This window comes from Mesorhizobium sp. NZP2234 (genome assembly GCF_013170765.1).
In the GTDB taxonomy this organism is placed as follows: domain Bacteria; phylum Pseudomonadota; class Alphaproteobacteria; order Rhizobiales; family Rhizobiaceae; genus Mesorhizobium; species Mesorhizobium loti_D.
On the sequence record NZ_CP033364.1, the window covers coordinates 1971808 to 1988497 of the forward strand.

A 16690-nucleotide genomic window follows, 5' to 3' on the forward strand; every position below is an offset into this window, starting at 1 on the left:
TGGGGAGGACATTTCATGAGCACCATCAACCAGCCGACGGCGCCCCCGCGCCTTGCCGTGCCGGAATTGCTTGTTGGCATCGGCCTTCTCGCCTGCGCCGGCGCCGTTGCCTGGCAGACGCTGGCGATCCCGGTGTCGCCGCTCTATTCCAAGGTCGGGCCGACCGTCTTTCCCTATCTCACCATGGTCGGTCTGGTGGTGCTCTCGCTGCTGCTCATCCTCGCCGCGTTTCGTGGCGGCTGGCAACCGGAGGAGGAAAAGGAAACGCCGACCGACTGGAAGGCGATGGGCTTCGTCGTCATCGGCCTTGTCGCCAACCTGCTGCTTATTCGGCCGCTTGGCTTCACGGCGGCATCGGTCATCATGTTCGTTCTCGTCTGCTACGGCTTCGGCAGCAGGCATACGCTGCGCGACGCGCTCACCGGCCTTGTCCTGGCGCTGGCCGCCTATTTCGGTTTCGCCAGGGCGCTCGGCGTCAACATCGGTGCCGGTTTCATCGAGAGCCAGCTGAACACGGTGATCGACGCGATCATCGGCGGGTTTGGAGCGTGAGGCCATGAGCACGCTTGAACAACTCGCCCACGGCTTCTCGGTCGCCTTCACCCCGGTCAATCTTCTGTGGTGCCTGCTCGGCACCACGCTCGGCACCGCCATCGGCGTGCTGCCGGGCCTGGGGCCGGCGCTGACCATCGCGCTGCTTCTGCCGATCACCTATCAGGTGGCGCCGGAAGCCTCCTTCATCCTGTTCGCCGGCATCTATTATGGCGCCATGTATGGCGGCTCGACAACCTCGATCCTGCTCAACACGCCGGGTGAAAGCGCCACCATCGTCACCGCGCTGGAAGGCAACAAGATGGCGCGGTCCGGCCGTGGCGGAGCTGCCCTTGCCACCTCGGCGATCGGTTCCTTCGTTGCCGGCACCCTCGGCACGCTGGGCGTCGCCTTCCTGGCGCCGGTGGTGGTGAAGTTCGCGCTGGCCTTCGGACCGGCCGAATATTTCTCGCTGATGGTGCTGGCCTTCATCACGGTTTCGGCCGTGCTCGGCTCCTCCTCGGTGCGCGGGCTCACCAGCCTGTTTGCCGGCTTTGTTATCGGCATGATCGGCGTCGACCTGCAGACCGGCCAGCCGCGCTTCACCTTCGGCACGACCGAACTGCTCGACGGCGTCGACGTCATCATCGCAGCCGTCGGCCTGTTCGCGGTCGGCGAGACGCTCTACATGGCTTCGCGCCGCTATGCCGGCAAGGACGAGATCGTACCGCTGAAAGGCTCGCTCTACATGACCGCGGCCGAATGGGGCCGCTCATGGAAGGCCTGGCTGCGCGGTGCGGCGATCGGCTTCCCGATCGGCGCCATGCCGGCCGGCGGCGCGGAAATCCCGACCTTCCTGTCCTATGCCATCGAAAAGAAGCTGTCGAAGCACAAGGAGGAGTTCGGCACGGTCGGCGCCATCGAGGGCGTCGCCGGTCCCGAGGCAGCCAACAACGCGTCCGCAGCCGGCGTGCTGGTGCCGATGCTGACGCTTGGCCTGCCGACCTCGGCGACGGCCGCGATCATGCTGTCCGCCTTCCAGAGCTACGGCATCAACCCGGGGCCGCTGCTTTTGACGACGCAGGCCAATTTGGTCTGGGGCCTGATCGCCAGCCTGTTCATCGCCAACGTGATCCTCGTCATCCTCAATTTGCCGTTGATCGGGCTGTGGGTGCGGCTGCTGAAGATCCCGGCGCCGCAGCTTTATGCAGGCATACTGGTGTTCGCGACCGTCGGCACGTACGGCATTTCGCAATCGCCCATCGATCTGGTCATCCTCTATTTGCTGGGGGCGGCGGGCTTCCTGATGCGGCGCTTCGATTTCCCGACCGCGCCGGTCATCATCGGCATGATCCTGGGGCCGCTCGCCGAAACCCAGTTCCGCCGGGCAATGACCATCTCGAATGGCGACTGGTCGGTGTTCTACAAGCATCCGCTGTCGCTGACGCTGCTGACGCTCGCCTTCATCGGCCTGGTCGGGCCGCATATCTGGGCCTTCATCGAGCATCGCCGGCGGCGTGGCCCAGAGCACGTGCCGGGCGATGCCTGACCGATTTGAGAAGATATGACTGACCTGCTTTCCGGTATCCGCGTCCTCGACCTGACCAATGTTCTGGCCGGGCCTTATTGTGCCTATCAGCTGGCGCTGCTGGGGGCTGACGTGATCAAGGTCGAGGGGCCGCATGGCGGCGACCTGGCGCGCCAGCTCGGCGGTTCGCCAAGGCTCAACCAAGCCGGCATGGGCGCCTCGTTCCTGGCGCAGAATGCCGGCAAACGATCCGTCATGCTCGATCTGAAGACAGAAGCCGATCGTGAACGCTTCCTCGACCTTGTCGCCAGTGCAGACGCGCTGGTAGAGAATTTCCGCCCCGGCGTGATGGATCGGCTCGGCCTTGGCTACGAGGCGCTCAAGGCGGTCCGCCCCGGCCTTGTCTATTGCGCGATATCGGGCTTCGGCCAGACCGGGCCGATGCGCGACAATCCCGCCTATGACCAGATCATCCAGGGCCTGTCAGGCATCATGAGCATTACCGGCACGCCGGAAACGGCGCCGCTGCGTGTCGGCTATCCCGTCGCCGATACGCTGGGCGGGCTGGTCGGTGCGTTCGCGATTGCATCGGCGCTGGTCAAGCAGAAGACCTCAGGCGAGGGTGCCTTCCTCGACGTCTCAATGCTCGAATGCACGCTTTCCGCGCTCGGCTGGCCGGTGTCGAATTATCTGACGGCCGGGGTCGATCCCAAGCCGATGGGCAATGAGAACATGACGGCGGCACCCTCCGGCGCCTTTCGCACCGGCGACGGGCTGCTCAATATCGCCGCCAACAAGCAGGAGCAGTTCGTAACGCTTTGCCGGCTGATCGGGCGACCGGAGCTGGCCTTGGACCCGCGCTTTGCGGAGCGCGAGACACGCAAGCGCAACCGCGCGGCGCTGAAAGTCGAGATCGAGGAGGCCCTGGCAGGCGCGTCGGCGGCGGCCTGGGAAGAGGCGCTCAATCGGGCGGGCGTCCCGGCGGGCAGGGTGCTGACGATCCCGCAAGTGCTGGGCGAACCGCAGGTACTGGAACGGCAGGTGACCGCGAATTTTGACGATGTCGCCGGGATGGACAGGCCGCTGACCGTTCTGCGCGGCGGTTTCATGGTCGACGGCAAGGCGCCTTTGCCGACAAAGCCGCCACCGGTGCTCGGTGAGCATATGGACGAGGTTTTCGCCCTCCTGCCGCCGCGCGCCAAGGCCAAGGCACGGGCATGAGCAGTTCCGGGAAGAAGTCAGGCCGTGAACGCGGCGAGGAGTGGTGGCAGACCGGCATCATCGAGATGAGCCCCGGCGTCATCCGGCTGCGCGGCTATGAAATACAGGACCTGATCGGTCGCGTCAGCTTCCCCGCGATGATCTGGCTGATACTGCGTGGCGAATTGCCAAGCGAGGACCAGGCCGCATTGCTCGGCATTGCGCTGGGCGCGGCCGTCGACCATGGGCCGCAGGCACCATCCATCGCCATCGCCCGCATGGCCGCGACCTGCGGTGTCGGCATCAACAGTGCCATGGCTTCGGCCATCAATGTGCTCGGCGACGTGCATGGTGGTGCCGGCGAGCAGGCGCTGTCTTTCTACGGCGATATCGCCGTGTCGATCGATGGCGGGACAGTGCTGGATGAGGCGGTCTCGGTACGTCTGGACCGGTTTTTCGCCGAGGAAAAAGGGTATGTGCCAGGGCTCGGCCACCGCTTTCACCCGATCGATCCACGTGCGCCGCGCCTGCTGGAACTGACCCGCGCATTTGCCGCGCGTGGGGTGGTCAATGGACGGTTCGCCGACATCGCCGGGGCTGTTGAGGCGGAGGTCGCGCGGCGCAAGGGCAGGAAGATCCCGCTCAACATCGATGGCGCGACCGCCGTCATCTATGGCGAACTCGGCTTTCCGCCGCCGCTGACGCGCGGGCTCTTCGTGCTGTCGCGCTCCGTCGGCATCCTGGCGCATGCCTGGGAACAGTCGCAACAGGGTGAGCGCAACAAGGGGCCCCTGCCGCGTGAGTGGCTGTGGGCCTATACCGGCACGCCGCTGCGACCATTCCCCGGCGAGAATGAGACTGGCGACTGACACCCAGGGTCTTTTGCTTCGACGCAATCCCCAGGGGAACGCCATGCGCTTTTCCCGGGAAACCGTTCCACGCTTTTCTGGAATTGCCTATGCTTGGCCCGGCGGCAAGGGTTCGGGAAGCTTCAGGGTCTTCACCAGCGTCGACAGATCGGGTTCATCGATGAGCATCGCCGCGTCGGCCGGCGCCAGCCAGGCGCGCTGGCGGCGTTTGGCTTCCTGCCAATCAGCAAGCTCTTCGGTCACTTCAAGCAGATAGACGATGACGTCGACGCGGACAAAGCGGTTGGCCAGCCGTTTCCAGTAGGAATAGGTGCCGGCCGGCTCCCTCAGCGCCTTGCCGAGCACGCCGGCTTCCTCCTGCGCCTCGATGGTGGCCGCCTTGCGTCCACTCTTGCCTTTCATAGGCCAACCCTTGGGAACGATGAAGCGCCTCGTCGTTCTCGACGTGACCAGCATGACTTCGAAATCACCGCCCGCGGTCAACCGAAAGGGGATCGCCGCGACCTGGCGGATTCGCTCGCCTTTCTTGGCCTTGCGCACGGCCTTTTTCTTGGTGGCTGCCATTCGTAAAAATCCAGTCGGTGCAGTGCCCCATAGCTTGATACGGCGCCTTTGCAAAACCCCAAACTGCCGCAGGGTACTCGAACGCCCCTATCATGTAAGTCGGCTAAATAAAAGGGTAGTCCGCCTGTCAGCGGCAGGTGCTCACGGCAGTGGTGCCGATTATCTGCGTCTGGCAACTCGGCCTGACTTGCGGGACCACCGGCTGCGGCTGTTGGACGATCACCCGATCCTGGGCACGATATTGCTGTTGCTGTTGCTGAAATTGCTGCCGCTGAATCCTGCTTTGCAAGGTCTGCAGGTCATTTTGCTGGATCAGCGCGTTACTTTTGGCGGCGGGATTGAGCACCTGCGCGGAGGCGGGCAACCCAAGCCCGGCCAGAACCATCGTGGCCAGCGCCGCCGATGCCAGAATCAACGCTGGTCTACGCGCGAACACGCGCCCATTGTGCGAAAAGATCTTGTTCATTCCCAACATATAGGGCGGCCTGTCAGGCGATGCCATGGCCATGCATGGATCTCCCAAAAATCAATCATGCCGTCATCCGGTCCGTGACCGCAGGTTGCCGTCATATGACGGCTATGAAAGGCTGGAGGCTTGGCCAGCGTCCCTTACGCAAGTTTTCGATCTCACCCGGCACAAGTCAATACAGTCTAATTGAGCCAGAACTCCATAAGTGGGAATGCGGATATGCTGGGCTCGATGCATCGAAACTTATTGCAGGATGCCGGCATTTTATTGCGTGGGCTGACCAGGGCGGGGGTGGAGTTCTCCAACAAGGACTGGGAAATCGAAGGCAGTTCGCGGCGACGCAGAATCTGCCCGGCACCCCGCATTGCACTTGACGGAAACGGTCGATTCGCCGCTCTATCGGGTTGGCGCCGGGCTTGAGCTGAATGGCGTCAATGGCGTCGGCATGTCCGTCAGGTACAACGGCGCCTTCGGCGAAATCGTGAAACAAAACGCAGTCGGCGCGTCTCTCAGGGTCAGCTTCTAGCTGGCCCGGGACCGAGCCGGGCAGGGGGCTTGATGAGGAAATACGCGTATTTCGCGGCAGTGCTGGGGGCGGCCTGCATTGTCGGTTTGCCGGCCATGGCCGCGCAGACCAAGGGTGACAAGGTGGTGGCGAAGCCGCCCGCCGCCGATGCACCGCAACTGCCGGGTGGTGCATCGGCCTTGTCCGAAACCCATGGCGACTGGACGGTCAATTGCCAGATAGCGGGCACGAACAAGGTCTGCAGCCTGTCGCATCAGCAGTTCAACAAGCAGAGCAACCAGCGGCTGCTGGCGATCGAGCTGTCGAGCAAGACCGGCGACGATGCGACCGGCACGCTCGCCCTGCCGTTTGGACTGGCGCTCGCCAAGGGCGTCACCCTGACCATCGACGACCAGATGCTGGACGGCAGCCTGGCCTTCAACACCTGTCAGGTGGTCGGCTGCCTGGTGCCGGTGGCGTTCGATGGCAATGTCACGCCACTGCTCAAGAACGGCACCACGCTGAAGATCGACGCCTTCGCGGCGGACACCGGGCAAGCCGTGAGCTTTTCCATTCCGCTCAACGGCTTCAGCGGGGCGCTCGCCCGCACAGCGGAACTCTTGTCAAACTGACGGCTCAGGGCGGAATCTGACACGCGGCGTCCAACAGGCGCCCGCGCATCTTATCCGTTGCGCGTCAAACGACTGTTGTTTTGAGCCGCTCGGCAATCAAGGCGGCGAGCCGCGCCGCCACCTCGTCCTTGGTCATTTCGGGCCATTCCTCGACACCGGCCTTCGACACGATCCGCACCCGGTTGCGGTCACCGCCCATGACGCCTGAAGGGCCGATACCGCTTTCGTGCGACACGTCGTTGGCGACGATGAAATCGGCGCCTTTCTTCCTGAGCTTGGCCTCGGCGTTGCGCAGGAGATCCTGCGTCTCGGCGGCGAAGCCGACGACAAGGCCAGGCCGCTGGCTGTGATGACCGACGCCGGCAAGGATGTCGGGGTTCTCCACCATGCGCAGCACCGGTGGGCCTTCACCCGCCACCTTCTTGATCTTTTCACCGGCCGAATTCTCGCTGCGCCAGTCGGCGACGGCGGCAACGAACACCGCGGCTTCAGCGGGCAGAAGCTGTTCGACCGCATCGCGCATTTCCTGCGCACGCTCGACATGGATGGTTTTCACACCGACGGGATCGGCGATGCTGACCGGACCGGAGACGAGATGCACGTCGGCGCCAAGTCTTGCCAATGCCGCGGCGATGGCGTGGCCCTGTTTGCCGGACGAACGGTTGGCGATATAGCGCACCGGGTCGATCGGCTCATGCGTCGGGCCGGAGGTGACGATGATCTTGCGCCCCGCCAGCGGCCTGGGGCCGGCATCGAGCAGCGCCTCGATCGCGGCGACGATCTCCAGCGGTTCGGCCATGCGGCCTTCGCCGGCCTCATTGCTCTCGGCCATCTCGCCCTTGGCCGGGCCGACGAAGCCGACGCCGTCCTTGCCCAATGTCGCGCGATTGCGGCGGGTGGCCGGATGCGCCCACATTCTGGGGTTCATGGCCGGCGCCATCAGCACCGGCTTGTCGGTGGCGATGAGCACGGTCGAGGCAAGATCGTTGGCATGGCCGTTGGCGAGTTTGGCCATCAGGTCGGCGGTTGCGGGCGCCACCACCAGCAGATCGGCCTCGCGTGACAGCCTGATATGGCCGACATCGTGTTCGTCGTTGCGGTCGAACAGTTCGGTGAAGACATGATCGGCCGAGAGCGCGCCGGCGGACAGCGTGGTGACGAATTCCTGCGCCGCCGATGTCATCACTACCCGTACAGCCGCGCCGCGCTCGCGCAACCGGCGGATCAGGTCGAGCGCCTTGTAGGCGGCAATGCCGCCGCCGATGATGAGCAGGATGCGCTTGCCGGAAAGCGTGCCTCGCGGGAATATCCTGCCTGCCTGAGAGGCCACCGGCGCCGCCGTACCGTGCGTGCTGGTCAGTTCGCGAAGGGTCTTTTCGATCTGGTCGATACGGCCGGGTCCGATCTGGCCGTCGACGGCGGCCCGGATCATCACCCGCGCCTGTTCTTCCATTGAACGGTCATTTTCCGCCGCCAGCCGGCGCAGCAGGTCCTTGACCTCGTCATCAAGGTTGCGGATCGTGATGCTTGCCATCTGATTGCACTCCGCTCATCTCTATCGATAGCAATGATAGCAATGCGATCAAATCGCTGCAAGTTGCGGACCAGGCCTCGACGGTCGGGCCTAAAGAATCTTCCACGCGATATAGACCAGCGTCAGCGCGATCACCCACAGCGCCACGCGGCCGGAGCGGCTGTAGCGCGCCTCGGCCTTGCCGATGGCGTGGGCGGTGGTTTCGTCGAAGCGCAGGCCGTGCTCGGCCATCAGGTCGATCTCGCGCGACAGCCGGTCGGTGCGCGCCGCAAGCTCGGGTATCTGACGGGCGAGCGTCAGCAGCGCCTTGGCACCATCGCGCGCGTCGATCATCATGCCGCGCGGGCCAAGGTTGCCGGCGATCCAGCCGCCAACCACCGGTTCGGCCGTCTTCCACATGTTGAAGGCCGGGTCGAGCGTGCGCGCGACGCCCTCGACCACCACCATGGTCTTCTGCAGCAGGATCAGTTCAGGCCGTGTCGCCATGTCGAAGAGTTCGGTCACCTCGAACAGCAGCGTCAGAAGCTTGGCCATCGAAATGGTCTCGGCCGGCTGGCCGTGGATCGGCTCGCCTATGGCGCGGATCGCCTGCGCGAAGGCCGCGACATTGTGCTGGCGCGGCACGTAGCCGGCCTCGAAATGCACTTCGGCGACGCGCAGGTAGTCGCGCGTGATGAAGCCGTAGAGGATTTCGGCAAGGAAGCGGCGCTCCTTCTTGCCGAGGCGGCCGGCAATGCCGAGATCGACAGCAACGATGGTACCGTTGGCTTCAACGAACAAATTGCCCGGATGCATATCGGCGTGGAAGAAGCCGTCGCGCAAGGTGTGGCGCAGGAACGACTGGATGAGGTTGGCGGCGATCGCCTTGAGGTCGTGGCCGGCGGCTTCGAGGCCTGCGATGTTGTTCATCTTGACGCCGTCGACCCATTCCATGGTCAGCACGTCGCGGCCGGTGCGTTCCCAGTCGACGGATGGCACGCGAAAGCCGGGATCGTCCTTCGTGTTCTCACCGAGTTCGGAGAGTGCCGCCGCCTCGAGGCGCAGGTCCATCTCGATCTTGGTGGTCTGCGCCAGCGTCTCGGTGACCTCGACAGGCCGCAGCCGGCGCGAGGAGGGGATGTACTTCTCCTGCAGGCGGGCGGCGAGGAAATAGCTTTCGAGGTCCTGGAAGAAGCGGCGGCGCACGCCAGGCCGGATCACCTTCACCGCCACCTTGGTCGCGGCGCCGTCATGGATGGTTTCGGCGGTATGGACCTGGGCGATGGAAGCGGCGGCGACCGGGTCGCCGAATTCAGCGTAGAGATCGCCCACCTTGCGCCCGAGCGAGGCCTGGATCGCCGCCACCGCCTCGGCCTTCGGGAAGGTGTGCATCTTGTCCTGCAGCATGGCGAGGTCGAGTGCCATGTCGTTGCCGACGACGTCGGGCCGTGTCGCCAGGAACTGGCCGAGCTTGACATAGGAAGGCCCGAGCCGGACCACGGCCTTGGCCAAGCGGTCGCTGCGCTCATAGTCCAGTGCGCGGCGGCGGGTGAACAGCCGCGCCAGCCGCCAGCCGAATTTCGGCAGGCCGGAGAGTTCCTCGCCGGGCAAGGCGGCAACGACGCCTTCGCGCACCAGCACCCAGCCGGCCCGCACCAGCCGGAATCCTGCGCTGACCGTGCTCATGAATGGACCGATCCCGCCGGCTCTTCGAACCGGCACAGGTCATGGCGAGGATGGGAAATGCGGTGCAGCCTCAAAGCTTCCAGCCCGAATGCAGTGCCGCGATGCCGCCGGAATAGTTGCGGAAGGAAACGCGATCGAAACCGGCGCGTGAAATCATTGCCGCGAAGTTCTGCTGGTTGGGGAATTTCGCGATCGATTCAACCAGATAGGCATAGGGTTCGCCGTCTCCGGTGACCATCTTGCCGATCTTGGGAATGGCGTTGAACGACCAGGCTTCGTAGGCCTTGTCGAGCAGCGGCATCTCGACCTCGGAAAATTCAAGGCACAGGAACCGTCCGCCGGGCCTGAGCACGCGGAACGCTTCGCTCAGCGCGACATCGATGCGCGGCACGTTGCGGATGCCGAAAGCGATGGTGTAGGCGTCGAATGTGGCATCGGCGAAGGGCAATTCCTCGGCATTGGCCTCGACGAAATCGGTGTTGCCGGACAAGCCCTTTTTCTGCGCCCGGTCGCGGCCGACGGCGAGCATCGAGCCGTTGATGTCGAGCACCGTCGCATGCGCGTTGCCATGGCTGGCATCCACGATGCGGAAGGCGATGTCGCCGGTGCCGCCGGCCACATCCAGGACTTTCCAGCCCGCCCGCTTCGGCGGATTGAGCCAGGTGACCATGGCGTCCTTCCACAGCCGGTGCAGGCCACCCGACATGAGGTCGTTCATCAAGTCGTAGCGGTTGGCGACCTTGTGGAAAACATCGTTGACCAGGGACTGCTTCTCGCCTTCCCCCACACGCTTGAAACCATAGGAGGTTTCCATGCCGCCCGCGGCCGTGGTTCTCTCAACTGACATTTTTTTGATCCGTCATAAAACCGGCGGGACCATAGCCGATCGATGCTGTGGGCGCTATTGTTTAAGGCGCGGTGTTCAGCCGCGCTTCCAGGTGGTGGGTTTTCGAGACCTGGACTGACCGACGGGATGTTTGAATGCCTTTGAAAGCGGAATTGCACTGCCACGTCGAAGGGGCAGCGGCGCCCGAACTCGTCATCCGGCAGGCGCAGAAATACGGCAAGGACACTTCACCCTATATCCAGAACGGTTCCTTCGTCTGGCACGACTTTACCTCGTTTCTCGCGGCTTATGACTTTTCCGCCGACCTGTTCCGCACCGAGGAGGACTATGCGCGGCTGGCCGACCACTATCTGACCAGCCTTGCCCGCGACGGAGCGATCTACTCCGAAGTGTTCACTTCGCCAGACCATGCGACGAAAGCCGGACTGTCGCCCAAGGCCTATACGGACGCGCTCGGCGAAGGCATGCTTCGTGCCAAGGCCAAGACCGGCATAGAGGGCCGCATGATCGTCACCGGCGTGCGCCATGTCGGCGTCGAGTCGATCGAACAGGCGGCGCGCTTCGCGGCGCGCTGCGGGCATCCGCTGGTCACCGGCTTCGGCGTCGCCGGCGACGAGCGCATGGGCGACATGGAGGACTATGTCAGGGCTTTCGAGATCGCTCGCGAGGCTGGGCTCGGCATCACCGTCCATGCCGGCGAGCTGGCGGGGTGGGAAACCGTGCAGGCGGCGCTCGACCATATCAAGCCCTCTCGGATCGGCCACGGTGTGCGTGCCATCGAGAATCCGGACCTTGTCCGGCGTATCGCCGACGAAGGCATCGTTCTGGAGTGCTGTCCCGGCTCCAACATCGCGCTCAAGGTGTTCGACAGTTTTGCCGATCATCCGTTTCCCGCCCTGCAGGCGGCAGGCTGCAAGGTGACGCTGAACTCCGACGATCCCCCTTATTTCTGGACCTCGCTGAAGCGCGAATACGATATCGCGGCGGAGCATTTCTCGATGAACGAGAAGGCGTTGACAGCCGTCACCAGGACCGCCATCGAGGCCGCCTTCGTCGACAGAAAGACCAAGGCGGCACTTCTGGCCCGGCTGAACGGCGCGGCGCGCTGATTTTGTTCCGACAAAGCTGTGGTCGGTGGCGGCCAAGCGGTTCCTTGGCCGGTCCATTGTCGCTAGGGTTCGGCCAGGTAGCTTGAAGCGCGACACGTCCGAAAGGATCATGCGCGCGGTTTCGGGCGACACGCATCAGGAGAACATCATGAAGGGCGTCACCGTCGTCGACCACCCGCTTGTCCAGCACAAGCTGACCATCATGCGCAAGAAGGAGACTTCGACGGCCGGCTTCCGGCGGCTCTTGCGCGAGATATCGCTGCTGCTCGGCTATGAGGTCACGCGCAATCTCGAACTGACGACGACGACCATCGAAACGCCGATCGAGACCATGGAAGCGCCGACGCTGGAGGGCAAGAAACTGGTCTTCGCTTCGGTGCTGCGCGCCGGCAACGGCTTGCTGGAAGGCCTGCTCGACCTGGTGCCGGCGGCGCGCGTTGCCCATATCGGCCTCTATCGCGACCATGAGACGCTGGAGGCGGTCGAATATTTCTTCAAGGCGCCAAGCGATCTCGCCGACCGGCTGGTGATCGTGGTCGACCCGATGCTGGCGACCGCCAATTCGGCGATCGCGGCGATCGACAAGCTGAAGGGACGCGGCGCCACCAACATCCGCTTCCTGTGCCTGCTGGCGGCACCCGAAGGCATCGAGCGTTTCACCAAGGCACATCCGGACGTTCCGGTCTTCACGGCGTCCATCGACCGGCAACTGAACGAGAAGGGCTACATCATGCCGGGTCTCGGTGACGCCGGCGATCGCATGTACGGGACGAAATAATACAGGCAAAGCTGCCTGATAGGATTTACCAAGCGTTTACGCAAAGACATGGTTTCGTCGTGCGTTAAAGCGGCAAACACCATCCGGCGCTAAAGGATCGACCGTAACAAAGGCCGATCCATGCTGCGCAAGCTTCTCATCCTCAGCATCTTTGCCGGTACGTCGGCATCGATCCCTGTCGTCTATCAATCGAATCCGCGGATTTTCGAGAACCTGCTGAAATCGACGGTGACGGCCAGGCCCGAGACGCGGACGCAACCGGATGTCAACCTGGCGTCGGTTCCCGACAAGCCTGTGGCGCCGCTGCCAATCGGCCGCAAGGTCGTGGTCGCCGCGGACGGGCGCGGACACTTCTCGTCGACCTTCAAACTCAACGGCCGTCAGGTCGACGGCATGATCGACACCGGCGCGACATTGGTCGCGGTCAACATGTCGACGGCGCGCAGGATCGGGCTGTCGCTCAACCCGTCCGATTTCAGCCATGAGGTCAGCACCGCCAACGGCTCGATCAAGGCGGCCGTGGTGATGATCGATCGCCTGCAGATCGGCAGCATCAGCGTCAACGACGTGCAGGCCATCGTGCTCGACGACAAGGCGTTGCGCACCAACCTGATCGGCATGAGCTTTCTCACCCGGCTCGGCAAATATCAGGCCGAGAACGGCACGTTGCTGCTCGTCCAGTAGTCAGCCGCGCGGCAGGATCCGCCGGATGACGGTTTTGTCCGCCGGTGGTTTCGAAGTGCCAATCGCATAGGCCGAAACCACAGTCGCGGCGGCCGCCTCCGCGTCAGAGGGCGAGCGGGCGTGTACCAGCGCCAGGGCATCTCCGGCATGCACTTCCGCGCCTATGGGCAGCAGCCTGGTGATGCCGACGCTGGGGTCGATCCTGTCGTCAGGCCTTGTGCGCCCGCCGCCCAGACCAACCACCGCTAGGCCGATGTCGCGGGTGGCGATGCCGGTGACGAAGCCGTGCGCCGTTGCCTTGACCGCGAATTCGGTTGCCGGCTCCGGCAGATATTTTTCCGGCTTCTCGATGAAATCGGCGGGGCCACCGAGCACCGCCACCATGCGTGCGAAGGTGGCGGCGGCGCGGCCGCTGGTAAGTGTCTCCGTGGCGCGCCGCAGGCCATCCTGGTTGGACGACACCAGTCCCGCCGACTGCAGCATTTCGGCGGCCAGCGCCAGCGTCACATCCTCCAGGCGCCGGTCGCGCAGACGGCCGGTCAGGAAATCGACGGCGTTGCGGACCTCGACGGCATTGCCGGCCGCCGAGGCCAGCGGTTCGTTCATCCCGGTGATCAGCGCCGAAACCTTCAGCCCGGCGCCGCTGGCGACCTCTACGAGGCTGTTGGCGAGCGCGGTCGCGTCGCGCGACTTCTCCATGAAGGCGCCATTGCCGACCTTGACGTCGAGCACCAGCGAGCCCAGGCCGGCGGCCAGCTTCTTCGACAGGATCGAGGCGGTTATCAGCGGCACCGATTCCACGGTGCCGGTGACGTCGCGGATGGCATAGAGCCGGCGGTCGGCAGGTGCGAGATCGCCGGTCTGGCCGATGATGGCGCAGCCCGTTTCCAGCACCGCCTGGCGAAACAGCGCGATATCGGGCTGGCTGACATAGCCGGGGATCGCATCCATCTTGTCCAGCGTGCCGCCGGTATGGCCAAGGCCGCGGCCCGAGATCATCGGCACATAGGCGCCGCAGGCGGCGACGATCGGCGCCAGCATCAGCGAGACATTGTCGCCGACGCCGCCTGTCGAATGCTTGTCGGTGACAGGCCCCGGCAGGTCCGACCAGTCGAGCACGTCGCCGGAATCGCGCATGGCGAGCGTCAGCGCCACGGCCTCGTCGCGGTTCATGCCGTTGAAGAACACAGCCATGGCGAAAGCCGCGGCCTGGCCATCGGTGACGGCGCCCGATGTCACACCGTCGATGAAGGCTGCGATTTCGCAAGCCGGCAACCTCTGGCCGTCTCGCTTGTGGCGGATGATTTCCTGGGGAAGCATCAGCTCTCCAGCAGTCCGTCGCGGAACACGCGCTGCAGGACCGTTGCCAGCCGCGACCCGCCAATCGGCGCCATATCCTTGGTCTCCTGGTGTGAAAGCTCGGCCCCGGTCATGCCGGCGGCCAGATTGGTGATGACCGAGCAGGCGGCGACGCGCAGCCCGAGGAAACGGGCGAGAATGACTTCCGGCACGGTCGACATGCCCACGGCGTTGGCGCCCATGATGCGCGCCATGCGGATTTCGGCCGGCGTTTCGAAACACGGGCCGGAAAACCACATATAGACGCCCTTGTGCAGCGCGGTGCCGGTCGCCTTCGCCGCGCGCTCGATGGCCTTGCGGATGCCGGCATCATAGGCTTCGGTCAGGCCGACGAAGCGGCGGTCGCTCGGTTCGCCGATCAGCGGGTTGGTGCCCGAGAAATTGATGTGGTCCGTGATCAGCATCACCGATCCCGGCGACATATCGGGATCGACCGAACCGGCGGCATTGGTGAGGATCAGTTTGGTGATGCCGATGCCGGCGAGCACTTCCAGCACCGGGCGCATCGCCGCGGCGTTGCCATGCTCGTAGTAGTGGGCGCGGCCGGACAGCATCAGCACCGGCGTGCCGGCAAACAGTCCTGCCACCACCTCGCCGGCATGGCCGCTAACGCCGCTCCCGGGAAAGCCGGGCAGGTCGGCATAGGAGACGCGGACCGGGTGCTCGATGCGGTCGACAAGGCCGCCGAGGCCCGAACCCAGCACCAGCGCCGTCGACGGCGCCAGCCCGTCCAGCCTTTCGATAAGATGGTCCACCGCCTTCTCTGTCATTGCAGCGAGCCCGTCATTTCAAGATGTCGCCGCGAAAACCATAGGGCAGCATGTCGCCCATGGTCACGGTCTCGACGACGCCGGTGTTGTCGCAGAGGTAGAGTCTTGTGTCCGCCCGGCAGAACTCGGCCAGCCGCTGGCGGCAGCCGCCGCAAGGCGAGCATTTGGCCATGCGTTCGGCAAGGACGGCGATTTCGACGATCTTGCCGCCGCCAGCCATGATGTAGTGGCCCAGCGCCGTCGTCTCGGCGCACCAGCCCTCCGGATAGGAGGCAACCTCGATGTTGGCGCCGGTGAAGACGCGTCCGTCCTCGGTGCGCAAGGCGGCACCCACCGGAAATTTCGAGTAGGGCGCATAGGCCTTGGCCATGGCGGTCCTGGCCGCTTCGAACAGATCATGCGACATTTCAGTTGTTCTCTCCGATGATCGTGTCCAAAACCCGGCGCGTCCTTGCGCCGAGCCGTCGCTCCTTAAAGCGCGTCGCGTCGAAACGGATCCAGGCGACGCGATTCAACTCTTTGTCTTATGCAATGTCGTTCTCCCAAAACCGAGGTCACTCTTGGGCGACATGCATTAGCGCTCCTTGACATAGGGCACGCCGCCGGCGCGTGGCGGGATTGCCTTGCCGATGAAGCCGGCGAGCAGGATGACGGTGAGGATATAGGGCAGCGCCTGCATGAACTGCACCGGCACCTTGCCGATGATCGGCAGCGGCGAGCCCTGCAGGCGGATTGCCGCTGCATCGAGGAAGCCGAACAGCAGGCATGCGAACATGGCGTTGACCGGCTTCCATTTGGCGAAGATCAGCGCAGCGAGCGCGATGTAGCCCTTGCCGGCGGTCATGTCCTTCACGAAGCCGCCATTCTGCACCATCGACAGATAGGCGCCTGCGACGCCGGTCAGGATGCCGGTGCATATCAGCGCGCGATAGCGCAGCCAGGCGACCGAGATGCCGGCGGTGTCGACTGCGGCCGGGTTTTCGCCGACGGCGCGCAGCCTGAGGCCGAAGCGGGTGCGAAACAGCACCCACCAGGTGAACGGCACCATCGCGAAGGCGAAATAGACGAGGATGGAGTGACCAAGCACAAGCTCGGCGAACACCGGGCCGAAGCCGGGGATCCTGGCGAGCGCATCGAACAGCAGCGCCGGCAGGTAAAGGATGAGCCCACGGATCGAAGCCAGGACATCGGCGAGGCTTGCGGTGCTGAAGCTGTAGGTGGACAGGAAGTTCGAGATCACATCAGCCGTTATCGATTCAAACCGTTCGCCCGGCTGCAGGGCCGGGGTGCGCCCGCCCTGCTGGAACCAGGCCTGGCCCAGGATGATGGTCGATCCGGCGGCGATGAAGTTGATGGCCACGCCGGACACGATCTGGTTGCCGCGATGGGTGATGGAGGCGAAGCCGTGCACCATGGCGAAGGCGACCGAGATCAGGATGGCCATGCCAAGGCCGAGAAAGGCCGAATGGAAGACCGAGGCCGCGGCGGCCCCGGCGAAGGCGCCGACCAGCATCTTGCCTTCCAGACCGATGTCGAAGATGCCGGACCGCTCGGAGAAGAGGCCGGCAAGGCAGGCGAGCAGCAGCGGCACCGAAAGGCGGATGGTGGAGTCGAGGACCTGGACGACAGCGTTGAGAAGATCCATC

At 64.4% G+C, this 16690-nt stretch carries 18 protein-coding genes; 9 read left to right on the top strand and 9 right to left on the bottom strand.

Annotated features, from left to right (window positions below; genetic code table 11):
* The first annotated feature begins 15 nt into the window (after positions 1-15).
* Genes EB230_RS09675 through EB230_RS09690 form a run of 4 tightly spaced genes read left to right on the top strand, consistent with a single transcriptional unit; the run spans position 16 to position 4128 of the window.
* Positions 16-552 carry a tripartite tricarboxylate transporter TctB family protein gene (locus tag EB230_RS09675; RefSeq protein ID WP_056577745.1) on the top strand — a complete coding sequence of 179 codons (537 nt, stop codon included), beginning with the start codon at positions 16-18 and terminating at the stop codon, positions 550-552.
* Positions 553-556: 4 nt separating this feature from the next.
* Positions 557-2080: a tripartite tricarboxylate transporter permease gene (locus EB230_RS09680; protein ID WP_056577744.1), complete on the top strand. Its 1524-nt coding sequence runs from the start codon at positions 557-559 to the stop codon at positions 2078-2080.
* A gap of 15 nt (positions 2081-2095) precedes the next feature.
* Entirely contained in the window at positions 2096-3280 is a 1185-nt protein-coding gene (locus EB230_RS09685) for a CoA transferase (RefSeq protein WP_056577743.1), read from the top strand.
* On the top strand, positions 3277-4128 hold the full coding sequence (locus tag EB230_RS09690) for a citryl-CoA lyase (protein WP_172372172.1): 852 nt from the start codon (positions 3277-3279) through the stop codon (positions 4126-4128). The genes EB230_RS09685 and EB230_RS09690 overlap by 4 nt, the downstream gene beginning before the upstream one ends.
* Before the next feature lie 87 nt (positions 4129-4215).
* Here the strand turns inward: EB230_RS09690 and EB230_RS09695 are convergent, their stop codons facing one another.
* Together EB230_RS09695 and EB230_RS09700 are read right to left on the bottom strand one after the other, a co-directional pair.
* Positions 4216-4692 carry an NUDIX hydrolase gene (locus EB230_RS09695; RefSeq protein WP_056577739.1) on the bottom strand — a complete coding sequence of 159 codons (477 nt, stop codon included), beginning with the start codon at positions 4690-4692 and terminating at the stop codon, positions 4216-4218.
* Between the two features lie 127 nt (positions 4693-4819).
* On the bottom strand, positions 4820-5158 hold the full coding sequence (locus EB230_RS09700) for a hypothetical protein (RefSeq protein ID WP_056577947.1): 339 nt from the start codon (positions 5156-5158) through the stop codon (positions 4820-4822).
* Positions 5159-5531: 373 nt separating this feature from the next.
* Here EB230_RS09700 and EB230_RS09705 point away from each other — a divergent pair, with 373 nt between their 5' ends.
* Together EB230_RS09705 and EB230_RS09710 are read left to right on the top strand one after the other, a co-directional pair.
* Positions 5532-5687 (top strand): hypothetical protein, encoded by a 156-nt coding sequence (locus EB230_RS09705; RefSeq protein ID WP_171883280.1) that lies wholly within the window; start codon positions 5532-5534, stop codon positions 5685-5687.
* A gap of 32 nt (positions 5688-5719) precedes the next feature.
* Positions 5720-6298: an invasion associated locus B family protein gene (locus tag EB230_RS09710; protein ID WP_056577737.1), complete on the top strand. Its 579-nt coding sequence runs from the start codon at positions 5720-5722 to the stop codon at positions 6296-6298.
* Positions 6299-6362: 64 nt separating this feature from the next.
* On the opposite strand, the gene coaBC is transcribed toward EB230_RS09710, so the two are convergent.
* The 3 genes from coaBC to ubiE all read right to left on the bottom strand — a co-directional run bounded on the left by coaBC (position 6363) and on the right by ubiE (position 10344).
* Positions 6363-7832: a bifunctional phosphopantothenoylcysteine decarboxylase/phosphopantothenate--cysteine ligase CoaBC gene (coaBC, locus tag EB230_RS09715; protein ID WP_210261341.1), complete on the bottom strand. Its 1470-nt coding sequence runs from the start codon at positions 7830-7832 to the stop codon at positions 6363-6365.
* 90 nt (positions 7833-7922) lie between these two features.
* A complete protein-coding gene (gene ubiB / locus EB230_RS09720) occupies positions 7923-9497 on the bottom strand; it encodes a 2-polyprenylphenol 6-hydroxylase (RefSeq protein ID WP_056577733.1) in 1575 nt (524 codons plus the stop codon).
* Positions 9498-9567: 70 nt separating this feature from the next.
* Positions 9568-10344 (bottom strand): bifunctional demethylmenaquinone methyltransferase/2-methoxy-6-polyprenyl-1,4-benzoquinol methylase UbiE, encoded by a 777-nt coding sequence (gene ubiE, locus EB230_RS09725; RefSeq protein WP_056577729.1) that lies wholly within the window; start codon positions 10342-10344, stop codon positions 9568-9570.
* Between the two features lie 134 nt (positions 10345-10478).
* On the opposite strand from ubiE, the gene EB230_RS09730 reads away from it, so the two are divergent.
* The 3 genes from EB230_RS09730 (at position 10479) to EB230_RS09740 (ending at position 12915) form a co-directional block, all read left to right on the top strand.
* Positions 10479-11453 carry an adenosine deaminase gene (locus EB230_RS09730; protein ID WP_172372173.1) on the top strand — a complete coding sequence of 325 codons (975 nt, stop codon included), beginning with the start codon at positions 10479-10481 and terminating at the stop codon, positions 11451-11453.
* Between the two features lie 148 nt (positions 11454-11601).
* Positions 11602-12231, top strand: a complete 630-nt coding sequence (gene upp / locus EB230_RS09735; RefSeq protein WP_010911460.1) for a uracil phosphoribosyltransferase — start codon at positions 11602-11604, stop codon at positions 12229-12231.
* A gap of 120 nt (positions 12232-12351) precedes the next feature.
* Complete coding sequence (locus EB230_RS09740) at positions 12352-12915, top strand: TIGR02281 family clan AA aspartic protease (RefSeq protein ID WP_056577725.1); 564 nt, start codon at positions 12352-12354, stop codon at positions 12913-12915.
* Here EB230_RS09740 and deoA read toward each other — a convergent pair whose 3' ends face one another.
* The 4 genes from deoA to EB230_RS09760 all read right to left on the bottom strand — a co-directional run bounded on the left by deoA (position 12916) and on the right by EB230_RS09760 (position 16689).
* Positions 12916-14235 carry a thymidine phosphorylase gene (gene deoA, locus EB230_RS09745; RefSeq protein WP_172372176.1) on the bottom strand — a complete coding sequence of 440 codons (1320 nt, stop codon included), beginning with the start codon at positions 14233-14235 and terminating at the stop codon, positions 12916-12918.
* Positions 14235-15044: a purine-nucleoside phosphorylase gene (locus EB230_RS09750; RefSeq protein ID WP_056577721.1), complete on the bottom strand. Its 810-nt coding sequence runs from the start codon at positions 15042-15044 to the stop codon at positions 14235-14237. Before EB230_RS09750 ends, deoA begins: the two co-directional genes overlap by 1 nt.
* A 13-nt stretch (positions 15045-15057) precedes the next feature.
* The gene (gene cdd / locus EB230_RS09755; RefSeq protein ID WP_172372178.1) at positions 15058-15450 is read right to left on the bottom strand and encodes a cytidine deaminase; all 393 of its coding nucleotides are present in this window, start codon (positions 15448-15450) and stop codon (positions 15058-15060) included.
* Between the two features lie 168 nt (positions 15451-15618).
* Positions 15619-16689: an ABC transporter permease gene (locus tag EB230_RS09760; protein WP_172372180.1), complete on the bottom strand. Its 1071-nt coding sequence runs from the start codon at positions 16687-16689 to the stop codon at positions 15619-15621.
* Between the last annotated feature and the right edge of the window lies 1 nt (position 16690).